The organism is Hymenobacter sp. DG01 (assembly GCF_006352025.1).
GTDB lineage: Bacteria > Bacteroidota > Bacteroidia > Cytophagales > Hymenobacteraceae > Hymenobacter.
Map to the genome: position 1 here is coordinate 4,020,781 of NZ_CP040936.1, position 21,987 is coordinate 4,042,767.

At 61.9% G+C, this 21,987-nt stretch carries 22 protein-coding genes; 12 read left to right on the forward strand and 10 right to left on the reverse strand.

What is annotated here, in order from left to right:
- Window positions 1–18: 18 nt before the first annotated feature.
- Together FGZ14_RS17115 and FGZ14_RS17120 are read right to left on the reverse strand one after the other, a co-directional pair.
- Window positions 19–723, reverse strand: a complete 705-nt coding sequence (locus FGZ14_RS17115) for a LytTR family DNA-binding domain-containing protein (RefSeq protein WP_110976443.1) — start codon at window positions 721–723, stop codon at window positions 19–21.
- 42 nt (window positions 724–765) lie between these two features.
- On the reverse strand, window positions 766–1,857 hold the full coding sequence (locus tag FGZ14_RS17120) for a sensor histidine kinase (protein ID WP_139925410.1): 1,092 nt from the start codon (window positions 1,855–1,857) through the stop codon (window positions 766–768).
- Window positions 1,858–2,082: 225 nt separating this feature from the next.
- On the opposite strand from FGZ14_RS17120, the gene FGZ14_RS17125 reads away from it, so the two are divergent.
- The gene (locus FGZ14_RS17125) at window positions 2,083–3,414 is read left to right on the forward strand and encodes an erythromycin esterase family protein (protein WP_139925411.1); all 1,332 of its coding nucleotides are present in this window, start codon (window positions 2,083–2,085) and stop codon (window positions 3,412–3,414) included.
- A gap of 111 nt (window positions 3,415–3,525) precedes the next feature.
- Here FGZ14_RS17125 and FGZ14_RS17130 read toward each other — a convergent pair whose 3' ends face one another.
- The gene (locus FGZ14_RS17130; protein WP_139925412.1) at window positions 3,526–4,188 is read right to left on the reverse strand and encodes a head GIN domain-containing protein; all 663 of its coding nucleotides are present in this window, start codon (window positions 4,186–4,188) and stop codon (window positions 3,526–3,528) included.
- 239 nt (window positions 4,189–4,427) lie between these two features.
- On the opposite strand from FGZ14_RS17130, the gene FGZ14_RS17135 reads away from it, so the two are divergent.
- Complete coding sequence (locus tag FGZ14_RS17135) at window positions 4,428–5,105, forward strand: T-complex 10 C-terminal domain-containing protein (protein ID WP_139925413.1); 678 nt, start codon at window positions 4,428–4,430, stop codon at window positions 5,103–5,105.
- Between the two features lie 77 nt (window positions 5,106–5,182).
- On the opposite strand, the gene FGZ14_RS17140 is transcribed toward FGZ14_RS17135, so the two are convergent.
- Together FGZ14_RS17140 and FGZ14_RS17145 are read right to left on the reverse strand one after the other, a co-directional pair.
- Window positions 5,183–6,298, reverse strand: a complete 1,116-nt coding sequence (locus FGZ14_RS17140; protein WP_139925414.1) for a lytic polysaccharide monooxygenase — start codon at window positions 6,296–6,298, stop codon at window positions 5,183–5,185.
- Between the two features lie 147 nt (window positions 6,299–6,445).
- Window positions 6,446–7,315: an AraC family transcriptional regulator gene (locus FGZ14_RS17145; RefSeq protein ID WP_139925415.1), complete on the reverse strand. Its 870-nt coding sequence runs from the start codon at window positions 7,313–7,315 to the stop codon at window positions 6,446–6,448.
- A gap of 139 nt (window positions 7,316–7,454) precedes the next feature.
- Here FGZ14_RS17145 and FGZ14_RS17150 point away from each other — a divergent pair, with 139 nt between their 5' ends.
- The 3 genes from FGZ14_RS17150 to FGZ14_RS17160 all read left to right on the forward strand — a co-directional run bounded on the left by FGZ14_RS17150 (window position 7,455) and on the right by FGZ14_RS17160 (window position 10,007).
- The gene (locus FGZ14_RS17150) at window positions 7,455–7,859 is read left to right on the forward strand and encodes a hypothetical protein (RefSeq protein WP_139925416.1); all 405 of its coding nucleotides are present in this window, start codon (window positions 7,455–7,457) and stop codon (window positions 7,857–7,859) included.
- 222 nt (window positions 7,860–8,081) lie between these two features.
- On the forward strand, window positions 8,082–9,341 hold the full coding sequence (locus FGZ14_RS17155; RefSeq protein ID WP_139925417.1) for a tol-pal system YbgF family protein: 1,260 nt from the start codon (window positions 8,082–8,084) through the stop codon (window positions 9,339–9,341).
- Between the two features lie 219 nt (window positions 9,342–9,560).
- On the forward strand, window positions 9,561–10,007 hold the full coding sequence (locus tag FGZ14_RS17160) for a hypothetical protein (RefSeq protein ID WP_139925418.1): 447 nt from the start codon (window positions 9,561–9,563) through the stop codon (window positions 10,005–10,007).
- A gap of 66 nt (window positions 10,008–10,073) precedes the next feature.
- Here the strand turns inward: FGZ14_RS17160 and FGZ14_RS17165 are convergent, their stop codons facing one another.
- Both FGZ14_RS17165 and bla read right to left on the reverse strand, forming a co-directional pair.
- The gene (locus FGZ14_RS17165; protein ID WP_139925419.1) at window positions 10,074–10,661 is read right to left on the reverse strand and encodes a phospholipid scramblase-related protein; all 588 of its coding nucleotides are present in this window, start codon (window positions 10,659–10,661) and stop codon (window positions 10,074–10,076) included.
- A 90-nt stretch (window positions 10,662–10,751) separates the two neighbouring features.
- On the reverse strand, window positions 10,752–11,528 hold the full coding sequence (bla, locus tag FGZ14_RS17170; protein WP_180754395.1) for a subclass B1 metallo-beta-lactamase: 777 nt from the start codon (window positions 11,526–11,528) through the stop codon (window positions 10,752–10,754).
- A gap of 243 nt (window positions 11,529–11,771) precedes the next feature.
- Between bla and FGZ14_RS17175 the strand changes: the two genes are divergently transcribed.
- Complete coding sequence (locus tag FGZ14_RS17175) at window positions 11,772–13,244, forward strand: aldehyde dehydrogenase family protein (protein ID WP_257883263.1); 1,473 nt, start codon at window positions 11,772–11,774, stop codon at window positions 13,242–13,244.
- Window positions 13,245–13,257: 13 nt separating this feature from the next.
- On the opposite strand, the gene FGZ14_RS17180 is transcribed toward FGZ14_RS17175, so the two are convergent.
- Entirely contained in the window at window positions 13,258–14,445 is a 1,188-nt protein-coding gene (locus tag FGZ14_RS17180; RefSeq protein WP_139925421.1) for a DUF4105 domain-containing protein, read from the reverse strand.
- Window positions 14,446–14,623: 178 nt separating this feature from the next.
- On the opposite strand from FGZ14_RS17180, the gene FGZ14_RS17185 reads away from it, so the two are divergent.
- From FGZ14_RS17185 to FGZ14_RS17210, 6 genes are all read left to right on the forward strand, one after another.
- Window positions 14,624–16,687, forward strand: coding sequence for a GMC family oxidoreductase N-terminal domain-containing protein (locus FGZ14_RS17185; protein ID WP_180754396.1), 2,064 nt, complete (start codon window positions 14,624–14,626; stop codon window positions 16,685–16,687).
- A gap of 52 nt (window positions 16,688–16,739) precedes the next feature.
- Window positions 16,740–17,159 carry a hypothetical protein gene (locus tag FGZ14_RS17190; protein WP_139925423.1) on the forward strand — a complete coding sequence of 140 codons (420 nt, stop codon included), beginning with the start codon at window positions 16,740–16,742 and terminating at the stop codon, window positions 17,157–17,159.
- A 319-nt stretch (window positions 17,160–17,478) separates the two neighbouring features.
- Window positions 17,479–17,997 carry a hypothetical protein gene (locus FGZ14_RS17195; RefSeq protein ID WP_139925424.1) on the forward strand — a complete coding sequence of 173 codons (519 nt, stop codon included), beginning with the start codon at window positions 17,479–17,481 and terminating at the stop codon, window positions 17,995–17,997.
- Window positions 17,998–18,064: 67 nt separating this feature from the next.
- Entirely contained in the window at window positions 18,065–19,180 is a 1,116-nt protein-coding gene (locus FGZ14_RS17200; protein ID WP_139925425.1) for a DUF3616 domain-containing protein, read from the forward strand.
- 69 nt (window positions 19,181–19,249) lie between these two features.
- On the forward strand, window positions 19,250–19,768 hold the full coding sequence (locus tag FGZ14_RS17205) for a thioesterase family protein (RefSeq protein ID WP_139925426.1): 519 nt from the start codon (window positions 19,250–19,252) through the stop codon (window positions 19,766–19,768).
- Between the two features lie 108 nt (window positions 19,769–19,876).
- A complete protein-coding gene (locus FGZ14_RS17210; RefSeq protein WP_139925427.1) occupies window positions 19,877–20,434 on the forward strand; it encodes a type 1 glutamine amidotransferase domain-containing protein in 558 nt (185 codons plus the stop codon).
- Between the two features lie 202 nt (window positions 20,435–20,636).
- Here FGZ14_RS17210 and FGZ14_RS17215 read toward each other — a convergent pair whose 3' ends face one another.
- Entirely contained in the window at window positions 20,637–21,149 is a 513-nt protein-coding gene (locus FGZ14_RS17215) for a hypothetical protein (protein ID WP_139925428.1), read from the reverse strand.
- Between the two features lie 95 nt (window positions 21,150–21,244).
- Window positions 21,245–21,958, reverse strand: coding sequence for a porin family protein (locus FGZ14_RS17220; protein ID WP_139925429.1), 714 nt, complete (start codon window positions 21,956–21,958; stop codon window positions 21,245–21,247).
- Window positions 21,959–21,987 lie beyond the last annotated feature (29 nt).

A 21,987-nucleotide genomic window follows, 5' to 3' on the forward strand; every position in this document is an offset into this window, starting at 1 on the left:
CGCTCTCTTGTAATTTGACTACTTCTTGAAGAAGGCCAGCAGGTCGGCTTTGTAGGAGTTGCCGATGGGAATAAGGGTAGCGTCGAGGAGCTGCACCGTGTCGGGCTGGAGGAGTTTGATGTGGGCGGCGGCCACGATGAAGGAGCGGTGCACGCGCAGGTAGCTGGGGCCTAGTATTTCCACCATTTCCTTCATGGTTTGGTGGAGCAGGTAGGTTTTGGTGGCCGTCATCAGCTTCACGTAGTCCTTGCAGCCTTCCACGTAGATAATGTCGCGGTGCGGTACTTTCAGCAGACCCTGGCGCTCCTTCACCAGCAAGTACTTTTCGGCAGTTTCCTCGGCGGGCGGGGCGGGCTGCAGGGCCGGCAGGCGGCTGATGGCCTTCATGAACCGCTCGTAGGAAAACGGCTTGAGCAGGTAGTCGAGCACGTCCAACTCGTAGCCTTCGTAGGCGTATTCGCGGTAGGCGGTGGTGAGGACGGTTTTGGGCGGCTGGCGCAGATTGCGCAGAAAGTCGAGGCCCGTCATCAGGGGCATTTCGATATCCAGAAACAGCAAGTCCACGGGCTGCTGGGCCAGGTGCTCGTAGGCTTCCATGGCGTTGCGGCACTTGCCGGTGAGCGTGAGGCCGGGCGTCTGGCCGATAAACTGTGTGAGTACCTGGTGGGCCAGCGGCTCATCGTCCACAATCAGGCACCGGACCGGAGCAGGGGTAGTCGTCATCAGCGAAAGAAATAAGGGTAGGAAGATAGGTAGCGGGAAGTATTACAGGGTAAGCGTGAGCTCGGCGCGGTAGCGGCCGTTGTGTTCCGTGAGGTGTAGCTCGTGGGCGCCGGGGTAATAGAGCTGCAGGCGCTGGCGGATGTTGACCAGGCCGATGCCGCCGCTGCGTTTGGTAGCCGGGGCGGGCGCTTCGGGCAGCAGGTCGTTTTCAATGACGAAGTGCAGGCGACCCGGCGAGGTAGTGAGCGTAGCCTGCACGCTGGCCTTGTCCGAGAAGTGGTGGCGACCGTGCTTGAAGCTGTTTTCTACCAGGGGCAGCAGCAGCAGCGGGGGCACCTGCACCCCGGCCGTTGGGCCCTGGGTGCTGAGCTGAATCTGGGCGCCGGGGTATTTGCGCTGTTCCATCTCGAAGTAGATTTCCAGGAACGCTACCTCCTCAGGCAGACCAATGTATTCCTTGCCGCTGTCGTAGAGCACATAGCGCATCAGCTCCGAGAGCAGCAGGATAAAGCGTGGCGTTTCCGGCGAGCCCGCCAGGCTCAGGCCGTAAATGCTGTTGAGCGTGTTGAACAGAAAGTGGGGCTGCAACTGGCTTTTGAGCTGCTCCAGCTGCAGGGCCAAATGGTCCTTCTCCAGGTGGCGCCGCCGGTACTCATTCTCAAAGGCATAGCGCACAAACGCCACGCAGCTAAAAGCCAGCAAATCGGTGAACAGCAGACTGATGTAAGTGTTGCGCAGAGCCAGCACCTGGGCGGCCGCCTCCGCAAAACCCTGCTGGTAAAACTCGCGCAGCAACGGCGGGTGGGCTACCCCCTGAAACAGCCAGTGCGCGGCGGCCACGTTTACCTTGATGCCCCACCACAAGTACAGCACCGATGCCACCCCTAGCAGCGCATAGCGCCGGCGGCGCAGCAGCGTCGGCACCAGCCAGCGGTAGTACGGAATGATGTAGAGGGTAGCCGCCAGGGCAAACAGAACAAGCTGGGGGTAGGGAAAGTTGGCCCCGCCAGCGGGGCGCACGGCCACGCTTTCCATGTACACGGCATACTTGTACATGCCCACGTACAGGCCCCAGACCAGGATTTCGAAGATGAGGGGGAAGTGGCTGGGCCGGTCGGGGGCGTTGTGTTGCATGGGGGCAAGTTGGCAGATTTCCCGGCGGACTGGTGCTTTGGCCAGCGGCTATTTCGACTAAGCAGGGTGTTTTTTCGACCAAAAAACGGGGCCTCCAGTTTGGTCGGATGCCGGGCCGGGTTGGTCTAATAAAGCTTCATTCCGGCTTCTGAGGGCTATTCCTTTGTGTCGTTGCCAGTCGCTGAACGGCTGGCTTTCCTCTGACACTTCCTACCCCTCTTTCCCATGAAAACCTTCTTCCGCTCCCTGCTCGCCTCGGCCCTGTTTACTACTGCTACCCTCACGGCTCAGGCCCAGCCCAGCAGCCCCGCTGCCACCCCCACCGACACAGCCCGCATTACCCTCGATCCTCGCCTGATCAACCCTGTGAGCATGCAGAGCTTTGAGGCCTTCCGAACCGCCGTGCAGCCCCTGGTAAAGCAAATGGCCGGCAAGAAGGTGGTGGCTATGGGCGAAAGCACCCACGGCACGGCCGAGTTCTATAAGCTACGGTTCTGGCTGACCCGCATCCTGATGGAGGAGTACGGCTTCGACCGCCTGGGGCTGGAAAACACCTACGGCGACACCTACCTGCTCAACCAGGCCCTGCAGCAGCGCACCACTACCGACCTCAAGCCCCTAATGCAGAAGCACCTGATTAGTATGTGGCAAAACCAGGAAATGGCCGAGCTGCTCACCTGGATGCAGGCCCGCAACCGCGCCCAGCGCCGCCAGGTGGAGCTAACCGGCATCGACATCATGTTCGCCACCGCCGATGCTCAGCTGCTGCAGCAGGGCCTAGCCAAAGCCAAGAACCCAGAGGTGCAGGCCGCCGTGGCCCAGCTACTGAAAAGCGCTGCCTACAACGATAACTACTACTATAAAATGAGCGACAAGACGTTCAAGCGCAACCGCGCCGAGTGGCTTAGCACGGGCTACGCGGGCTACCTGGCCGCCGAAAAGCTGGTGCAGCTCCTGCCTACCACTAAGCTGCCCCGCAAGCAACGGGAAGTGCTGGCCGGCGCCGCCAAAAACGCTCACCTGGGCTTCGATGTCTTCTACCAGTACGAGAAATTCAAGCGCAACTCCTCCCGCGACAGCGCCTTTGCTGAAATGACCAAGTTTATTGCCAGCGGCAACCACAAGGTCATCATCTGGGCCCACGATGCCCACGTGGGCCGCACGGTAGCCGCAACCGATGACCGCAGCAACGGCGGCGGCACCGGCGACTACATTGAGCGCATGTTCCCAGGTCAGTATTTCGTGCTGGCTACGGCCACCGGCGCGGGCACTTTCGCCGCTACCAAGGATGTGTTCATTTCTCCGGCCAGCATCATGGCGTCCTACCCCCTCTCGGCGCCTAAAGCCGGTTCCTGGGAAGCGGCCATGAGCCAGGTGAGCAGCCCGCTCTACTTCTTTGATACTCACCAATTGGGAGCCCAGGACCTGAAGCGCCCGCACCGCTTAGTGGGCCAAACCCTGGGCGGCGAGGACTACTACGCCGACACCCAGCTCGGGGCCACCTACGATGCCATGCTCTTCGTGCGCCAGGGTACGGCCGCTACTCCGCTGCGCTAAGCTAACCTCTTATATAGGTGAGGTATTGAAACGCTTTATCTTTTGTGCATTATAAAAACGGCGGCAGCTCCCAGGAGCTGCCGCCGTTTGCCTTAATCCGGTTATATACTATTACTTCTTCACCCGGGGCTTGCCCTTATAATGGATGTCGCTGGAGCCGCTGGTGCGCGACAACAATTCCTCGCTCACGGCCACGTAGGCATCGGAGGCGCCGCTGGCTTCTACGGTGGCGGTGCGGCTTTGCAGGTTGTAGGCTTGGTAGTCGCTGCTGCCGCTGAGGTGCACCTGCTGGCGCTCTACGCGGCCGGTCAGGCGCAGGTCGGAGGCCCCGGAAGCGTGGGCGGTCAGGGCTTTGGCGTTCAGGGCCATCGTCACGTCGGAAGCGCCACTGGCCCGAATGGTGAAGTTGTCAGCCGTGAAGGGCGTGTCGCTTTTCACATCCGAAGCCCCGCTTACCTCCAGGCCCGTGAGGGTAGGGCAGGTGATGTACACGTTCACTTTCTCAGTGCCCCAGGACAGCATGGAGCCTTTCTCGCGGTAGATGGTCAGGGTATTGCCCTGCACTTCTGTCTTGATGCGCTCCAGTACACTGGCCGGGGCATCTACCTTCACCTCGGTGGTGGGGCCCTGCTTGAGAAACAGATTGATGGCGCCGCTGGCTTTAATGGCCTGAAACGAGCTGACCGTGCGGGTTTGCTGAGCGGCAGCAGTCAGGGCCGAGACGCCCAGGAGGGCAGCTGTAGCCAGGGTGCGGAAGAAGGTAGCGGTTTTCATGGCCGGTAAGGAAAAGGTGAGTGAAAAGGAGAATCAGTGGGGTAGATGAAGACCCGGCCGGAACCGTTGCCTGGGCTTCTGTTTTTTGCTCACTATCAGAAATATATTGGCCTGCTACCCCCGCCGGGCCTGCTAACCCACCCGGAGGAAGCTGGCAACATCGGGCCGCCGGCCTGCGTAAGCGCCACCATACCCGGGTACCGCCGGGGTATTTCTCTGACTGAACTCGCTCCCCCACCATGAATAAGTCCTTGCTCTTGCTTTCAGTGGCCTCCGCCCTGGCTGTAGCCGCCTGCAATCAGAATAAGAAAGCTGCCAACGAAGCCGCCACTACCCCCTCGGCCGATACGGCCGTGGTAGTGAACGACGCCACCACCATGGCCGCCACCTCCACTGATACCGACACGGCCGCCTACCGCACCGAGGCCGACCGCCTTGCCGACCGTATTGCCCAGGACCTGCGCCTGACGGATACCGTGGTAGTAACCCGCGTAGAAAAAACCTACTACACCCGTGGCCGCCGCCTCAACGAGGTGAACACTCGCTACACCACCGATACCACCGGCCGCTACGCCGCCCTGCGCCAGGTAAACGACGACACCGACCGGGAAGTCCGGACCTACATTACCGATCCGGCCCAGTACCGCACCTATCAGGAAAACCGTAACAGCTACTACGCCGGCACGCCTTACAGCAATGCTACGGTTACCACCACTACCACAGAAACCACGCCCGCCCGGCGGCGCGGCCCTGCAGTGGTGAAATACGACAAGAAAGCTAACGGCGAAACGAAAATCGTGTACTCCAATGGCAAAACCGTGAAGGTGGACAAGGACGGCGACACGAAAGTGGAATACCCCAACGGCACCAAAGTAAAGCGCGACGCCGACGACGGCAACGTAAAGGTGAAGCGCTAAGCGCCTACCCCTTGCAAACGCCAAAAGCCCGCTCCCAGGCATGGAAGCGGGCTTTTTCGTGCCGAAAGTTCTATGCTTTACTTCTTGATGCCGTACTGGCGCAGCTCCTCATCCAGGCGGCGGTTCCAGCGCTCCTGGGCCAGAGGGCTGCCGTGGGTTTCGGCGTCGTACTGCTCCTGCAGGCGGTTCATCTCCGTAAAGGATTTCAGGTACTGCAGCTGCAGAATGCTGTTGTAGTCTTCCACCGTGAGGCTGTCGGGGGTGGCTTTGCGGCGAAACCGCTCGGCTACCAGCCGCACGATATCAAAGTGGCGCTGCTCGTGGTTGAGGTGCTCGGCCGTTTGCTGGCCCGGCCCCACCCACGACGAGCTGCGCACCACAAATACCTTCAGAATCAGCTCCAGCTCTACTACCCCGTTCACCACCCGCGGCCGGCCTTGGTAAGCAAAGCCCGGAAACACCGAGGCCGCATAACGCCCCTGCGAGCGAGGCTGCCCCGTAAAATCTGACCACACCAGGGGGCGGGCAGGGTCGTAAAATACGGTATCGGCCTCCGTTTGGGCCATATGGAAGCGGGCGGTGGGGTGTACGGCCGTGGCCAGGCGCACATCGTGGGTGGCGGCGCGGGTAAGCCAGGTATTGAAGTAGCTGAGGCCGCCCAGCAGGGTTTGGCGTAAGGTAGGCTCCACCACCGTCCGGTCGGGGAGGGGGCGCAGGTAGCGGGCCCCGCCGCGGTACTCCGTCAGGGTAATGGTGCGGCCCTCAGCATTCACCCAGTCGAAAGCCAGGCGCACCGTAATCTGGCCGGCTGCCTGGCCGCCAGCCGCGGCCGTTTCCTGCACGCGGCACTCGAGCACCCGCAGGGTAACACCGTAGCGGGCGGGGCGGGCCGGCAAGGTGCGGGTTACAAACTGGCGCAGGGCCGCCTCGGTGCCGCCCTGCAGCCCTACGGGCCGCGCGACATTGGCCGTTGCCGGAGGGGTAGGGAGCAGCCACGCTACGGCCGGGCGACCAGGCCGCTCATCGCGCACCTGCTTAATCGTAAACAGGGGAGAAGTGAAAGAAGGAGTAGCGGGCCGCAGAACCAGGGGTTGTTCTGCAACCGGCTGCCCGGCCGCTGTCAGCAGCCCGATAAGCAATAGCAGCCCCCACCAGATTCCTTTACCAGCCCCGCGAAAATTCAAGGCTCTCATAATAGCAGACATTCATCTGCCAGACATTTCCTACCCCCCGCTCGTTCCCGAAAGGGAAGTGATGAGGGGGAAAGGACTGGCGGCAGACTTAGGCGCGTCTGCCGCCAGTCCTTTCCCCCTCATCACTTCATCCCCTTATCACTTTCCCTACTTACCCATGCGTTGGCGGCGATACTCGGTGGGGCTTTGGCCGGTGTACTTGCGGAAGGTTTTGTTGAAGTGGGAGAGGTTGTTGAAGCCGCAGGAATAGCACACCTCCGTCACGGCCAAGTCGTCGTCGAGGAGGAGGCGGCAGGCCTGGCCCACGCGGTATTCCTGCAGGAAATCGGTGAGGGTGTGGCGGGTCATCTTCTTGAAGTAGCGGCAGAAGGCCGGCACCGAGAGGTGGGCCACATCGGCTACTTCCTGCACCGAGAGGCTGGCGCGCTGGTAGTTCTGCTCCACAAACTGGTACACCCGGCTCAGGCGCTGCTGCTCCTTACCGTTCAGGCCCTGGCCGCCTGTGCCCGCGTGCAGGGGCAGGCAGTCGGTGGTGGGGGCCTGGGCCAGCTGCTGCAGGGCCTGCAGCAGCAGCAACAGGCGCATGAAGGGCGGCGCCTCCAGCAGCTGGCGCAGCACCGGGCCTACTGCCGTGCGCGTACTACCCCGAAACGACAACCCTTCATGGGAGCGGGCCAGCAACTGCCGGATGGCAGCCATTTCGGGCTTATCCCAGAAGTCGGAACCCAGAAAGTCGCCGCGCAGCTGCACCACAATTTCCTCGAACGGCGTGCCCGCCGGATGCCCGTAGCTGAAGGTAAGGTGAGGCAGATCGGGCCCGATAAGCACCAGCTCCCCATCCTCGAAGCGGGAAATATGCTGCCCGATGTGCCGCCGCCCGTGGCCCCTCGGAATATACACCAGCTCGTACTCAGGGTGGTAGTGCCAGAGCAGCTCCGCCTTGCCTACCTCCGTGTAGTGCAGAAGCGTGAAGGAGCTGTCAACGGTGGGATGGATGGGTTCGAATTGTAGTTTCACGGTGGGAATGGTGCCCTAATGGCGGGATGGTAACGTGAAATTAATGCATTTGGTCAACATGGCATCAAAAATTGCGAACCGGGCAGTGGTAGTTCGCCGTATGAGGTAGCAACTTGCACTATCAAGTTGCCCCTCTCGCATGAAAGCGCTGTCTTCCTACTTCCGGACCCTGACTTTGCTGCTGCTGGTAGCGGCCAGTGCACCCGCTGCCAAGGCCGCCGGACAACCAGCAGAAGCCGCAACTCCAGGCTCAGTGGAGCAGCGCGCCGGCAGCCTGACCCGCTACCTAACGCAGGCCCTGGACCTGAGCAAGGCCCAGCAGAAAGCAGTTCGGAAAAGCGTCCGGCAGTACGTGCGGGAGCAGGAAGTGTTGGCCGTGAAGCCCGGCCTGGTGGCAGCCGACACGGATGCCCGGCTACTGTCGGGGCGCACGATGGCAGAAGTAGATAACGAATTTGATACCGCACTGGCGCGGGTGCTTACTCCGGGCCAGTACAGTGCATATAGCTGGCTGCGTGAGCACCAGCCGGAAAGCCGCCGCTAGCGCGCTTTCCTGAGCAGACATCCAGCGGCTTTGGGTGGGAATTTTAGCCGCTGGCCGTTTCCCGGGCACCTTTGGCACCCGGAAAACGCAAAAAGAGGTTGAGGCTGTGGGAGCTTCAGCCTCTTTTTTTTGCTTATCCACGTATGAGGGGGCCGGAAGCGGGCTTCCCGGCACGCGGGGTCCGGTCTTTTTCCTCTACTTTAGGATTCCAAGTTGTCCTTTATGCGCCTATACTTGCTTGGCTGCCTGTTGCTGCTCTCCCTGGGGGCGTGGGCGCAGCAGCCCGATACGGCCCGTCCGGGCCGTCAGATCAACCTTTCGAACGTGGATGTAGCTCCCGCCGCCGTGGATATTTCCGGGTGGCTGCTGCTGGACAAGGACATTCAGACGGAGCTGGAAGGGGCGGTGCAGAACATCTACAACTTCAAGCACGACCGCGCCGAGCGCCAGTTCCGGAGCCTGCGCCGCCGCTACCCCAACCACCCCATGCCCTACTTCCTGCTGGGCCTGACGACGTGGTGGAAGATTATGCCTTCCAACATCACCTCCCAGCAGTACGATAAGGTGTTTCTGGCCTACATGGATACGGCCATTGCCCGCGGGGAGGCGCTTTACAAGCGCGACCGAAGAAACTACGAAGCCTGCTTTTTTCTGTCGGCGGCCTATGGCTTCTCGGCCCGCCTGAATGCTGAGCGCCACAACTGGCGCAAAGCCACCGTGGCCAGCAAAAATGCTCTCGACTACCTCGAAAAAAGCCAGGAAGCCAACGGCCTGAGCCCGGAGTTTCTGTTTGGGCAGGCCCTGATTAACTACTACGCCCCCTGGATTTCAGATACGTACCCGCTGCTACGGCCCGTGCTGCTGTTCTTCCCGAAGGGTAATAAGAAGCTGGGCCTCTCGCAGCTGCGCAGCGTGGCCGCCAACGGGTTTTATACCGCCCCGGAGGCGCGGGTTTTCCTGATGAAAATTCTGCAGAACCAGGAAAATAAGCCGGATGAGGCCCTGGCCCTGGCCCGCATTATGGCCACCACCTACCCCGATAATGGCTATTTCCAGCGCTTCTATGCCCTGATGAGCTACCAGGTAGGCGACCTGAACGAGTGTGAGCGGGTAAGCCGCGACATTCTGGATAAAATCAACCGGGGCATGCCCGGCTACGAGGGCATCAGTGGGCGCTACGCCACGTACTTCCTGGGCAGCCTGATGCAGAACCAGTACAAGGACCTGACCAAAGCCAAGGAATATTACCAGCGCTGCATTGTATTCGCGGAAAGCACCAACGATACCAAGCAGGGCTTTTACCTCTATGCGCTGCTGAACCTGGGCCGCATTGCCAGCAAGCAGAACGATGCCGCCGCAGCCACGCGCTACTACAAAGAAGTGCAGCAGAAAGCCGAGCGTAAGTCTGAGGCATACAACGAGGCTCAGGCCTACCTGAAAAAGAAAGGAAAGAAGCCCCCAAAGGCAGCTGGCCGATCTTAAGGGGTGCGGGTTTTTAGTCGAGCGAACGGCCCGGCTGGTAGCGGGCGGGCAAGGGGTTCGTCGGTAAAATGGCCAAAAAGGGGGTAGGAGGTAGATCGGGGGAGCGGGTAGGCTACGTATCTACTCCAAATCCGACCTTCTGCCGACACACCTGTTACCCGTTTTATGGTACCCCCGGACGCTTCTCATTTAGTATCCCGCTACACCTCCCGTCTTCATATGCTCCGGTTCTGGTGGGCTGAACCCACCGAACCTACCCTGGTGCCTTCCCTGCTGACCGGCGTGCTTCGGGCCGTGCGCCGCCATCAGGCCCAGCAGCTGCTGCTGGATCTGCGCCGCCTCCCTACCCTGCAGGAAACCGTTCAGCAATGGGTCCAGAACAGCTGGCTGCCCCGGTTGCGGCGCTGCGGCCTGCGGCGGCTGGCGCTGCTGCTGCCCACCAACCCCTACAACATGATGCTGGTAGAAAGCCTGTTGTGGGTTTCGCTGCAGGAGAGCCTGCCCTACGAGGTACAGTACTTCACGGAACTGCCCGCCGCCCTCGACTGGCTCACCAACTCCGAAATAGCCACCTCCGACGCCGACTGGCCCCGCCGCTACCAGGAGCCCCTGATTCGGCGGGTGCGGCGTCGGCAGTGTCCGGCCCAGCTGCTCTCACCGGCGTAGCGGCCGGCTTACCCGCCGTGCTGCCTGGCTGAACAAGGCCAGACGACACGGCGGGCAGCAACCTGCTTACTGCTTCTCGTTGAACACAGTATCAATGGCCAGCCCGGCCGCCAGCAGCAAGGTACTGGAGGCCTCCTGCGGCTCGCCCGTGTCGTGCAGGGAAATCAAGTAGTTGTCGGCGGTAGTGAACAGCTCTCGCCCGAGGCCAGCCCACTTCTTCGTGACTACCCCTATTTCCTGCCCCGAGGCACTCACCAGCGTAAAGTCCCAGCCCTTCCAGTTACCCTTGATTTCGGCAATCTTCTCGTCGTGCACATTGTACACGTGAAACCCGCCGCCCAGCGAGAATAGCTTGCTTTTGAAGTAGCCAATGCGCTGCTGCCGGGCATCTACCACGTGCACTTTGGAGCGCAGGAACGTCCAGCCCCGCTGAATCTGGAAGAGGGGCTCGGCCTCGGGCTGCTCCCGCACGGCAATCGTGACGGGCAGCATGTGCTTTTTAAGCAGCAGCCGCAGCCACACGGCCCAGGCCGGGGTAGCCTCTGTGGCGTACCCAATCTGCTCCTGGGTTTCGGGTTGCAGAATATCGTAGGTGTCTTTGAGCTTGAACACGCCCGCGTGCTCCCGGATAAAATAGTTGCGCCGATTTAGCATTGGAAAAAAGGAAGAAGTTGGCGCAAGCTACCGTTTTGCCCGAATAAGAATACCGGTACCGACGAAGAAGATGCTTTTTAGCGGCCGCGGTCAGGGCAGGGGCTCCCGGAGGGCGGTAGGAGACTTGCGGCGGGCCGCCCCGCGCAGCAGCTCGTCCGTATGTGCCAGCAGAGCCGTGCCGCCCCACTGGCCGTGGCCGGGCACTACCACCCGGGCTTTGGGGTAGCGGGCTTGCACGGTGCGCAGGGCGGCGGGCCACCGCGTAAGGTTGGCCTCGTCGAGGTTGCCCAGGGAGGTAGCGGCCTGCTCCCGCACCAGGCACCCTCCAAACAGCACCTTTTGGCGGGGCAGCCAGGCTACTATGTTATCGGGGGCGTGGGCCGGCCCCGGAAAAAACAGCTCCAGACGTGTGCGGCCGGCCCGAATCAGCGTGTACGGCTTGAGTGCGGCGGTTAGGGGGGCAGCCGCCGGATAAAGCTGCCGCACCCGCCGGGCAGTAAGTGGGCTGCTGTACACCCGGATGCGGCGAGCCTGCAGCACGGCCAGGCCGCCTACCCGGTCCTGGTGGGCGTGGGTCACCAGGGCCAGCCGCACCCGCTGGTGCAGGCTGTCGGCAACCCACTGCAGTAGCTGTTGGGTTTGCTCCGGGTCCCAGGGGGTATCAATCAGCACGGCTCCCTGGCGAGTGCGCACTATCAGGCCGTTGGCCGGCACCGGCGCCGCTACCCCGGGATAGCGCCGGTAAGAAGTATACACAAACACATCGGGGGCCACGGCGCGCACCCGCAGCGGCGGTAGGGCAGCCGGTGGTGGCCCGGCCCAGACCCGCGGCGCTACCGCCAGCAGGGCCGCAAAAAAGAAAAACAAACACCACCGAAAAGGGCGGCCACAGGTAGAAAGCGAAACGAAAGACATGCGAAACGGGCAGAACAAGGCTCGCTAACGCTTGACCCCGCCAAAAAAGTGCCCACCATCAGGCTGCCGAGTTGCCGCAGGTTCGTGCTGGCGGCAGATAAGGAGGCGGAGAATAGGGCCAGGGGTAGGGTTGGAACTGTTATAAGGATCCAGGACTTTTACTGGTCTTTGCCTTGCCTGCTGAATCCCTGCCTTATGCCCACTCCTGCTTTCGCTTCTGCCCTCCGCCCCGAGCCTGCCATGGTTCCTACCCCCGACCGGGCCCACAACCTGTCCGAGCTCTTCGCCCGCCAGCAGGCCCGGGCGGAAGTGCTGCGCCAGGAGCCCCTCGAAGCCCGGGCTGCCCGTCTGCGCCGGCTCAGTGCCTGGGTAGCCGACAATCGGGCAGCCATTCAGCAGGCCCTTTACTCCGATTTCAAAAAGCCTACCCCCGAAACCGACGTCACCGAAATCTGGTCCACCCAAACTGAAATAAAGCACACGCTGCGCCACCTGCGCCAGTGGGCCCAGCCCCGCAAGGTGGGCACGCCGTTGTCGTTGGTGGGTACGCGGGGCTGGGTGCAGTACGAGCCCAAAGGCGTGTGCCTGATTATCGCCCCCTGGAACTACCCCTTCTATCTAGCCCTCGATCCGCTGGTATCGGCGCTGGCGGCAGGCAACTGCTGCATCATCAAGCCTTCGGAAATGACACCTACGGTGGCGGCCCTGCTCAGCCGCATGTGCCAGGAGCTGTTCGACCCCGCCGAGGTAACCGTAGTGGAGGGCGACAAGCAGGTGGCCACGGAACTGCTGGCCTTGCCCTTCAACCATATCTTTTTCACGGGTAGCCCCCAGGTAGGAAAAGTGGTGATGCGCGCCGCCGCCGAACACCTGAGCAGCGTAACCCTGGAGCTGGGCGGCAAAAGCCCGGTTGTAGTAGATGACACCGCCGACCTGCGCGACGCGGCCGAGAAAATCGTGTGGGGCAAGGGCATCAACGCTGGCCAGACCTGCGTAGCCCCCGATTACCTGCTGGTGCATGAGGCCATCCGCGACCAGCTGGTGGCAGAAATCCGGGAGGTGGTGCAGCGCTTCTACAACCCCGAGGGAGCGGGCGTAGCGGCCTCCGGCTCCTTTGCCCGCATCGTGAACGACCACCACTACGCCCGCGTGGCCGACCTGCTGACGGAAGCCCGGCAGCAGGGCGCCACCGTGGCCCTGGGCGGCCAGACCGACGCCGTCGCCCGGTTTATCGAGCCCACGGTGCTGCTGAACGTTCCGGCTGAGAGCCGCCTGATGCAGGAGGAAATCTTCGGGCCCCTGCTACCCATTCGCACCTTCCAGACCCTGGAGCAAGCCGTTGCAGAAGTCAACTCGCGTCCGCATCCGCTGGCTCTGTATGTATTTTCCCAGCGCAAGGAAAACCAGCGCTACCTGCTCCAGAGCATTCCGGCCGGGGGCGCCTGCCTCAACGAAACCATCCTGCACCTGGGGCACCCCGAGCTGCCCTTCGGCGGCCTCGGCAACAGCGGCCTGGGCCGGGCCCATGGCCTGGCCGGCTTCCAGGCCTTCAGCAACGAAAAATCGGTGCTGCAGCAGCGCGTGGGCCGTACCGGCCTCAAGCCCATCTACCCGCCCTACACCCCCAAAGTCAAAAAACTCATCAACTGGTTGGTGAAGTGGCTGTAAGGAGGGGATGGAGCTAATTGCCCGTAACCGGCTTGGTTAGGGGGAGCAGGAGCAGGTGGCCCATCAGCAGCGCCAGGAGTAGCGCCATTTCCGGGAGCAAAAGCCAGTATCTTAAGGCGGTGGCTAGTACACCGCCAAGCAATAGCAAAGCCAGAGAGCCAGCCCTGTAATAGCGCCACCACGGACGCGTACTGCTTAGGGCGAGCACCAAGTGGCTTGGTAGCAACCACAGCACTTGGTAATTGGTGTGCACTGGCACATGCAGGGAGCCTAGGCTGAGTCCGGTAAGCAGGCAGCCGAGCAAGCCCACGACTCCAAACAGAACTCGCCGGTTCAGGCGAGATAGCCACGTAGGGCAGCTGGGCCACCGCCAAATGACTAAGCTGGCCCCTGTCCAGGAAAGCAGTAAGATGATCGGCGAAATTCCAACTGGCTGAGCAGGAGAAGGCGAGGACTGTAATAGCTGACGCTGTTGGGCAACCAGAGGGCGGCCCTGCCGGGTGGCCCACGCCAAGGCCTGCTGCAATTCTAACGGCAGGAAAAGCCGTTGCCGGAATACGGTAGGTTGGTCAGTAGGCAGACCCAATCCCACGTTCATGCCCAGCTTCACCCAAGGTGCTGCCGTCAGGTAAGGAGCTAGGAGTTGACGATAAGTGGCAGTGGTAGCGAGCCGCGACGAATCCAGGTGCCAGGGCGTTGCTAGGTTGTTCTCCAAAAGTGCGAAAAGGCGGGTAGAACAGTTATCAGCAAAGAACTGGTACTGGTAGTACCGGGCGGGAGAATGTAGGGTGGTTTCCAAACACACGTACACTCGTTGCACTTCAGCGGGCGTTAGGGTCAGTAGATGCTCCTGTACGCCGCGCCCTTCCTGCTTGTAGCCCTGGCAAAAAGACCGAAAGGGCACTGCCGATAAAGAATAGCGCAAATCGGCCCGCAGGAAGCGCCAATAGAAATGTGTCGTCTGAAAGTCGAAGGTGCCGTAGTTATATACTTGGTCCAGGCCAAGCAGGGGGTCGGTGATACGTAGGGCTGAGTGCCCGAACAAAGCGTAGGTTTCTGAGCCCGGCGCACACGTCAGCAGACTGACGGAGGCTGAGGAAGACAGGCGAGCAGAGGTAGCAAAACAGGGTGCAATAACACCCCATTGCAGTATGCTACCTATCAATAACATCCGGCAGAAGGGTAGCCAAGGGAAGATCATATCAATAGAGAATTGACAGACAAGCTACAAAACAGATGATGCAGAAGAGTGAAGTCATCATTTCACCTGTTCACTCAACTTCGTATGCAAGCCGAGCATTTTCGGGAAATAATGCCGAACTTTTACGGCGCGGCTCCAGTGCGTTATGCCGGCCCAACCTGTTCGTTCCTACTTCGCTATGCAGTTCACCGAAGCCCAGTGTGCTACCCTCCGCGCCCTCGCTGATGCGTTCATTCCGGCTTTGCCGGCCCCGGCTGGTGCGCCCGACCCTGCGTACTGGGCCCGGTGTGGCTCGGCCGGCGTGGACCTGACCAAGGCCGCCCGGCTGATAGAGGCGCAGTCGGCCGGCACGCGGCAGGAGTTTCTGCAGCTGCTGCAGCTGCTGGATACGCCTGCCCTGGGCCTGACGTGGTTCGGGCCTCTGCGGCCATTTGGGCGCCTGGCCCCGGAGCAGCGCGAGAAGCTGCTGCAAAGCTGGGCTGCCAGCAACGTGCCCCAGCTGCGCAAAGGGTTCCAGGCCCTGCGCAAGCTGTTTGTGTTTCTGTTTTATGGTGGCTCTACCCCGGAGCAGGGCAATTTTGTGTGGGAGCACATCGGCTACCCTGGCCCCCAGGTACCCGACCCCGCCGTGGCCGCCGAAAAGCCCATCCGGACCCTGCAGCCCACCCAGGACGCGCACTACGACTGCGACGTGCTGGTGATTGGGAGCGGAGCCGGTGGCGGGGTAGTGGCCGGCGAGCTGGCCGCCGCGGGTCATGATGTGCTGGTGCTGGAAAAAGGCCCCTACTTCCACGGGCCCGACTTCACCCAGCGTGAAGTGGACATGCTGGGAGAGTTGTACGAGGCCCGGGGCGGCCTCAGCACTCAGGACGGGGGCATTGCCCTGCTGGCCGGCTCCTGCCTGGGTGGCGGCACCACCGTCAACTGGGCCGGTGCTTTCCGTACCCCCGATTACGTGCGCGAGGAATGGGCCCGGGAACACCAAGTGCCCCACTTCACCGGCCCCGACTTCAGCCGCAGCCTGGAAGCCGTGAGCGAGGCCCTGGGTGTGAACACCGCCTACCCCCGCCACAACGGCCAGAACCAGGCCCTCTGGGACGGTTCCCGGGCTTTGGGGCAGGACGTAAAGCTGATTCCGCGCAATGAGAAAGGCCTTACCAGCTCGGAGGAACACTTCTGCGGGTTGGGGTACAGCGGCTTCGGCGACCGGCACGGCATCAAGCAGGGTACCCTCAATACCTATCTGCAAACCGCCTTCGACCACGGCGCCCGCTTGCTCTGCAGCACGGCCGTTACGCGGGTTACCCTGGCCCATGGCCGGGCCACCGGCGCCGAAGCCGTGCATACCACCGCCGATGGCCGCCCGGTGCGCGTAACGGTGCGGGCCCGGCGGGTGGTAGTGGCGGCAGGCTCCATCCAGACGCCGGCCCTGCTGCTGCGCAGCGGCCTGCGGCACGCCCACCTGGGGCAACACCTGCATCTGCACCCTACGGTAGCGGTTTCGGGGCTGTACCGGCAGCGCATCGAACCCTGGCACGGGCCCATGATGTCGGTGGTGAATGATGCGTTTACCCGCCTGGAGGGTAGCAACTTTGGCGTGAAGCTGGAAACGCCGCCCGCCCACCCCGGCCTGATGGCCATGGTGCTGCCCTGGCGCTCGGGCCAGCAGCACAAGGCGCTGATGCAGCAGGCGGCTCACCTGGGCTCGTTTATCGTTTTGACCCGGGACCGGGACGGCGGCCGCGTTTCGGTGGACCGGCACGGCGCGCCCTGCATCGACTATATCCTCAGCGACTACGACCGGGGTCACCTGCTGCGGGGAGTGCGGGCCGCCGCCGAGGTGCACGTAGCGGCCGGGGCCCACACCGTACTGCTACCCCACGGCACCCTGCCTACCCTACACGCCGAAAACGGCCAGCTGCAAAACCCCGAGGTGCTGGCCGGCTTGCCCTACCTCAGCTGGAAAGCCAACCAGTTCGGCCTCTACAGCGCCCACCAGATGAGCACCTGCCGCATGGGTGGCAATGCCGCTACCCACCCCACCAGTCCTACCGGCGAGCTGTACGATGTGCGGCATCTGTTCGTGGCCGACGCCTCGGCGTTTCCGGCCTGCAGCGGCGTAAATCCCATGCTCACTATTATGGCCCTGGCCCACCATACGGCCCAGCATCTGAAGGCCAGCTTACAGGCCGAACCGGTCGTGGAGCGGGCGGCGGTGGCCAGTGAGCCGGGGAGAGTATAGCCATTGGCGCATTTTTCGCGTAGGGAGAGCACACGCCTTTCCTATGCGCCGTATGTACCCCTCCTGTTTCCCCCTTGCTCTCGCGCTGGTAGCTAGTCTGCTGGCCGGTTGCGCCCGCCGCAACAAAGCCAACATTCCTACCGCCAAGGCCACGCCGGTGGCCCCGGCGCCCGCGCCCGTAGTGGCCTCCAGCGCCGCCCGCGACCTGACCGATGTGCTCACGGAAGAGCTCAACCTCACCGCTGATCAGCGCCGCAAGGTGCGGGCCGTCTTCACCAATACCACCGAGCAGGCCAACGCCGCCAAACAGCGCCTGGGCTCCAACCGGCCCGCCCTGCTGGCTGAGCTGAAGCGCATCAACGCCTCCTCCGACCAGGAGCTGCAGACCATCCTGACGGTTACCCAGTACAAGCAGCTCAAAGCCAAGCAGCGCCAGGTGCAAGCCCAGATGCAGGCCCGCAAAGCCCAGTAGCGGTGATACGGTGAATGAGTGAAGTGTGTCATGGCGAGCATGTGGCGCATCAAGCCAGTGTTGAAGCCATCCGTCCTGACCACCGTGCTACCCCCTTGAAACGTGACAAGCCCTTGACGACTGTACTAGCGTCAAGGGCTTGTCTGTTGATCAGGCTTATCACACAGAGAGGACGGATGGCTTCGTCGTATTTTCTCGCCATGACACACTTCACTATTTACCTTTCCCAGGCAACCCTTTTGGTATGAGTGACATCTGGCCGAGTGAGAGCCTGCTGAAGGACAGTGGGCAGCTTGTCCTCTTTACTGCTTAGAGCCTGATGAAAACGTTACTTCTGGCGGCGGCCCTGCTGGCTGCTTCGGCTGCTTCCGCCCAAACAGCATCCTCTAACGCAGCCCTTGCCAAGCGGCTAAACCAACTGATGCGCAACCCGGCAGCGCCAGAAACCGAAGTGCGGGCCGTGCTCGATGGCTGCCACTTTACCCAGATCATCCGGAAGCACCGCACCGAGGGCAAGCCAGACGAAGCTGTGGTTTTTCTGGTGAGCCATCAGAAGAACGGGGCCGACTGGGCCGTGGAATCGGATGATAAGGTGGAGTTTGAGCTGAAGCTGGGGGTAGAGTGGAGCCAGGTTACCTCCCTGACCTACGCCCCAGCCCTCGATGAGAAAACCAACCGGCGTTACTTCGAGGTGAAAATAAAGCGGGAGCGCTCCACCAAAGACGGGTCCGGCACCAACACCACTACCCTGGAACTACCCCTATACACCCCCGACGAGGCCGTGGCCCGCGACGTGGTGCGGCAGCTGGAGCAGGTGCGGCGGCACTGCGGGGGGTAGGGCGGGGCTCAACCTTACGCGGCCGGGTGCGTTTGCCACAAACTTCTGTATCCTTTCTCGCCTTCGTATGCCGCGCCGCCAGCCTTATACCCTTCGGTTTAATCCCAAGCTCAGCCTGAACACCGCCGGCAAGCACGTCCGCGACGGGCTTTCCTCCACGCTGCGCACCGGCGACAACCTCTGGGTGAGCTGCGACGAGCGGACCTCCATTGAGCGGCTGCGCCTGATAGGCCCCCACGAATTTGGGCAGCACTGCTCCTACGAGCTGACGGAGCTGCTGGACCTGCCCTCCGACAAAACCGAGGAAATTGATATTGAAGGCATGGCCGAGGGCGAGCACTACCTCTGGCTGGTGGGCTCGCACAGCTTGGCCCGCAAAAAGCCCGATGCCGAGGGCCCGGACCCCGCCAAAGAAATCGGGCGGCTGGCCCAGGTGAAATCGGAAGCCAACCGCTACTTGCTGGCCCGTGTGCCTATGCTGCTCAACCCCGCTACCGGCAACTACGAGTTGTGCCGCGAGGCCCCGCACCCCACCGACCCTACCCAAACTCTGCGCGCGGCCCAGCTGCGCCTCACCGACGACTCCAATGACCTGCGCGACCTGCTCGCCAACGACCCCCACCTGAAGCCCTTCCTGACCATTCCGGGTAAGGATAACGGGTTCGATATTGAGGGGCTTTCGGTGGCGCCCGATGGACGGGTGTTTGTGGGGCTGCGCGGCCCGGTGCTGCGGGGCTGGGCGATAGTGCTGGAGCTGCTTCCGCGCGAGGACAAGCACGGCCGCCTGCGCCTGAGCGAGCTGCCCGGCGCCACCGAAACCTACTACAAAAAGCACTTCCTGGCCCTGGGCGGCATGGGCGTGCGCGAGCTGCGCCAGTGCGGCCCCGATCTGCTGCTGCTGGCCGGCCCCACCATGGACCTGGATGGCACCATTGCCGTGTACCGCTGGCCCGAGGCCCTGCGCATGCCCCAGGACAGCCTCATCGGGCCCGATAAGCTGGAGCGCCTCTTTGATGTTCCCCACGGCTCCGGGCCCACCGCCGGCCAGGACAAAGCCGAGGGCATGGCCCTGCTCGACGAAACCCATGTGCTCGTGGTGTTCGATAGCCCCACCGACGCCCGTAAGCCCGCCCCGCACGTAGTAGTAGCCGATGCCTTTCCTCTGCCCGGCAAGCTCCGCTAAGGTAAGGGCATCAGAGCCCAGCCGGGCTCACCTGCCTACCTTAGGGCCTTCAACCTGCCTGTTCTCCTCATGGCTTCTTCTCTGATTAAAACGCCCGAAACCACCCACCGCATTCAGTTTCAGGACTGTGACATGCTGGGCCACCTCAACAACGCCCGCTACCTCGACTACTTTCTCAATGCCCGCGAAGAGCATACCCTGCGGCACTACGCCCTGAACCTGGGGCAAGTGGCCCGGGAGTTGGGCGCCAGCTGGGTGATTACCAAGCACTGCATAGCCTACCTGCGCCCCGCCAATCACGCCGAGGTAGTGCGCATCCGCACCCAGCTGATTCACTTCGACAACTCGAACCTGGTAGTGGAAATGCAGATGCTGAGCGAGGACGGCCAGCGCCTGAAAGCCGTGCTATGGTCAGAAATGGCCTTTGTGAAAGTGCCCGGCGGCACCCGCACCGAGCACTCCGATGCCTTGATGGACATGCTGGAAGGGCTGGATGTGGAGGAAGTCAGCTACGACCCCGACGGCTTCGATGATCGGGTGCGCCGCCTGCGCAAGCAGCTCAAGCGCGAGCGAAACGAGTTGGACTGAGCCGTAATGCCAAAATGATGCGCTAACTCCCCGGCAAGGCGCCCGTTTAACCAAAGCCAGAGCAACCCGCGTTGCTCTGGCTTTTTTCATCACCTGACCTGATATAACATGAGTATTTTTGGTAGCAACGACCTGAAAGGTAAGAAAGTAGCCATTGTCGCCACCGACGGTTTCGAGCAGTCGGAGCTGGAGAAGCCTAAGAAGTTTCTGGAGGGCGAAGGCGCCGAAACCCACGTCATTTCCCTGAAAAGCGGCTCGATTAAGGGCTGGGACAAAAAAGACTGGGGCAGTAATGTAGATGTGGACAAAGTAATTGGGGAGGTAAAAGTGGCCGACTACGACGCCCTGGTGCTGCCCGGCGGCCAGATGAACCCCGACGTGCTGCGCACCAAGCCCGAGGTGGTAAGCTTCGTGGGCGAGTTTGTGCGTTCCGGTAAGCCCGTGGCCGCCATCTGTCACGGCCCCTGGACCCTGATTGAGGCCGATGCCGTGCGCGGCAAACAGCTCACCAGCTGGCCCAGCCTCCAGACCGACATCAAAAATGCCGGCGGTCGTTGGGTTGATGAGACGGTGGTAGTAGATGGCAACCTCATTACCAGCCGCAACCCCCAGGACATCCCCAACTTCAACGACAAAATCAAGGAAGCTCTGGTGGGGAAATCCTAGCAGCTTCTGCCGCCCATAAACGCTCAACGCCCCGGCCACCATGCAGGTAGTCGGGGCGTTGAGCGTTTATTAGGGGGTAGGCCACCCACGCCGCCAGAACAGTGCCGGCCTACCCCCTCCGTGCGCCTCAACCCTTCCGGGCTGACGTTCAGCAACGAAACCGGTCAGGCAGTACGCCCATCGGACCATAGCCATGTTGCACTCAGGGCATGAGTTGTAGCAGCTCAGGGGCGTACTGATGATACAGGAAATAAAAGCCCGCGTCGAAGAGCAGCAAGAACCCTCCTTGCAGCCACAAGGAGCGCCCGAAGCCGGCCAGTCGCTCGGGGCGGGACGCGGCGGGAAGCGCGCCACGGGCGCGGAGCCAGCTGCCGACGCAGATATAAGCCACATCCAGCCCCACGTTCAGCAGCAGAATCTTCTCGAAGCTGAACTGGGCGCTCAGGCTTTCGGCCAGGGTGAGGCTCGCCACCTGCTGCGGATGCGCCTGCAGAATGCCCCACACGGCCAGCAAAGCATTTACCACGTTCCAGCCCACGTTCATGAGGTGGAAGTGGTGCGTTTCCGAGCGAGTATCGGTGCGGGCCACATAGTAGCCGCTAACCACCAGGTTGAGCAGGGCCCAGGCTCCCAGCACGGCCATGCCACGCTCGGCCAGAAGTTCGCGGGCGTGGTTGATGCCGGGCAGCGCGGCTGCGGGAAAGAGTAGGAACATGTGCGGGAAGAGCAGCAAACAGGCTGTATTTCTACCACAAAAAAAGGAAGCCTGAGCAGACTTCCTTTTTTGCTAAATAAACGGGCCGCGAGCGGCTAGTTGGAAATACCGATGCCCAGGTACACCTGGAACATGCCGTTCTTGATGTTGGTAATGGCCGTATTGCCGGTTTTAGCCAGGTTCTGGTCCTGAATGATATCGGCGAAGCCAGCCGTGTAGCGGCCGCCCACGCGGGCGGGTCCTACGCGGGCCTCTACCCCGGCTGCCAGGCCGTAGTCGAGGCTGTTGTAGCTGTAGCCGTAGGTGTCGTTTTCATCGGCAATTTTCCGTTCCCGGTCGCCTTCCTTCACCTTGGTGAGCAGCGAAGCCTGAGGGCCTACGTGCACACTCACGTTGTCGAGGAAATTGTACACCAGCAGTACGGGCACCTGCACGTAATCGAGGCGAGTAGTGTAGGTACCGGTTTGCGAGGTGTTGGCGGGGTTGTCGCCCTTAAAGCCCTGGCGGCTGTACAGTACCTCCGGCTGAATCGAGAATTTGTCGTTGAAGCCGAACTGGGCGTACACCCCGGCGTGGAAGGTGTTGTAAATGCCCTCGTTGCCGAAGTTTTTCTTGTCGTCGCCGCGGAAGTTGGAGGCCGTAAAGCCCCCCTTAATGCCGAATCCGTTGTTGCGGGAGTCGCTGCCGGTGCCAGGAGCGTAATCGGTAGAGGAACGCAGGCCGCTTACGCGGGGAGCTTCGGTAGGAGCCTGGGCCAGGGCCGTGGCGCTCAGGGCGCAACCAGCCAGCAGGAGTGCAAAGTGTTTCATAAGAGGAGAGGAGGGAGTTAGCGAAGAGA